This window comes from Seonamhaeicola marinus (assembly GCF_008085455.1).
The window spans coordinates 1-1,502 of the sequence record NZ_VSDQ01000130.1 but is presented as its reverse complement, the minus strand read 5'-3'; the positions used below and the strand labels follow the sequence as shown (position 1 = coordinate 1,502).

3 protein-coding genes and 1 pseudogene are annotated in these 1,502 nt (G+C 28.5%); 1 reads left to right on the top strand and 3 read right to left on the bottom strand.

Annotated features, from left to right (window positions below; translation table 11 throughout):
- Positions 1-183: pseudogene (locus FUA24_RS25390) on the top strand (cobalamin-binding protein); the annotation flags it as partial.
- Here the strand turns inward: FUA24_RS25390 and FUA24_RS24915 are convergent.
- From FUA24_RS24915 to FUA24_RS01085, 3 genes are all read right to left on the bottom strand, one after another.
- The gene (locus FUA24_RS24915) at positions 158-304 is read right to left on the bottom strand and encodes a hypothetical protein (protein ID WP_186826888.1); all 147 of its coding nucleotides are present in this window, start codon (positions 302-304) and stop codon (positions 158-160) included. The pseudogene FUA24_RS25390 and the gene FUA24_RS24915 sit on opposite strands and share 26 nt — an antisense overlap.
- 84 nt (positions 305-388) lie before the next feature.
- Positions 389-583, bottom strand: coding sequence for a Lacal_2735 family protein (locus tag FUA24_RS01090; protein ID WP_147134420.1), 195 nt, complete (start codon positions 581-583; stop codon positions 389-391).
- Positions 584-747: 164 nt separating this feature from the next.
- A complete protein-coding gene (locus FUA24_RS01085) occupies positions 748-1,449 on the bottom strand; it encodes a DUF4197 domain-containing protein (RefSeq protein ID WP_147134422.1) in 702 nt (233 codons plus the stop codon).
- Positions 1,450-1,502: the final 53 nt, after the last annotated feature.

The following is a 1,502-nucleotide window of genomic DNA, read 5'->3' as shown; positions in this document are numbered from 1 at the left end:
AATATTGATTTAGTAATGCTTTCAAGTGAGCCTTATCCGTTTAAAACAGCGCATAAAAAAGATTTGAAAACATGTTATCCAAATGCAAAAATTATGCTAGTAGATGGCGAAATGTTTTCTTGGTATGGCTCTAGATTAATAAAAGCATTTGCTTATTTTAAAGCGCTTCGTTTAAATCTTTAGTAAATTCAACTTTGCTAATATCATCAACAAAATTAGCAATAGTTCTTTCAATTTCTTTAAGGCTAATAACTTTGTTTAAATTGGGCTTAATCTTGCCAACTCTACAGAAATGCTTATTCATAACGTTCTCTTTTTTTTATACTATAAAGTACGATAAAGCATGTAATTTAGATGTAAGAAAAAAGTTAAAGAATTACTAAAATTTTTAGGCTGGTTTTGCAGTATCTCTAGATAAATATTTAAGCTTATTAATTTTATCAAGTAGTTTTATGGCGCGGTATTCTGAAATGTCACTTAACGCAGAATCTGTTTGCCTAAAATTATAGGCTTCTTCAACAAGCTCTTTGTAGCGTTTGTTAAGCATGTTTTTTTTATGGGCTATTAATAAAAGTCTATCCATAATAACTGTTTTTAGCTTGAGAGCGTTTTTTAAATGTACATTTTTTATTTAAAAATTCAAAATTTATATTTCGTTAATTTATTTGTTTACAATTGTTTGCGATTAAAATAAAACCCTGAATAGTCTTGCTATTCAGGGTTTTTTACAAATATATTTTTTAAGTATTAGTCTTGTAGTGCAAATACCTTTTTAAGTAAATCTGTTGTTCTAGATGCTGTTTTATTTCTAATATCTTTTTCTTCAACCGCAATCATGGTGTAAACACCTTTTAAAGCTTGGTTAGTAACATAATCTGTTAAGTCTGGGTTTACATTGTTAGTAAGTGGTAAAGCATTGTATTTTGTTATTAAGTTTTTCCAAATATCATCTGCGCCTACTTTAGCAAAAGAGTTTTTTATTACCGGATTAAATTTATCATATAATGCAGTTTGTGTTTTACTTGTTAAATATTGTGTAGCAGCATCATCATTACCCAATAAAATATTTTTAGCATCAGTAAAAGTAATGCCTTTAACAGCATCAACAAAAATAGGGGTGGCTTCTTTTACAGCATCTTCTGCGGCTCTGTTTAAAACTTTCAAACCTTCATCGGCTAATTTACTTAGGCCAATGTCTCTTAATGTTTTATCAACTTTTTGTAATTCCTCAGGTAAAAGAATTTTAACTAAACTATTTTTATAAAATCCGTCTTTTTGGGTGAGTTTTGTTACTTGCTTGTCTATGCCAAAATCTAAAGCTTGCCTTAAACCAGCAGCAATGTCTGTATTTGTAATGCCGCCACTTTGTGGTAGCTGATTTACAACTTGTTGTAACTCTGCACAAGAGGTAAGGTTAAGTATTAATAAAAGAGCAATAATTTTTTTCATAATATATATTTTTCATTAAGAAATTTCAGTAAAAATAATATAAAAAAAGACAT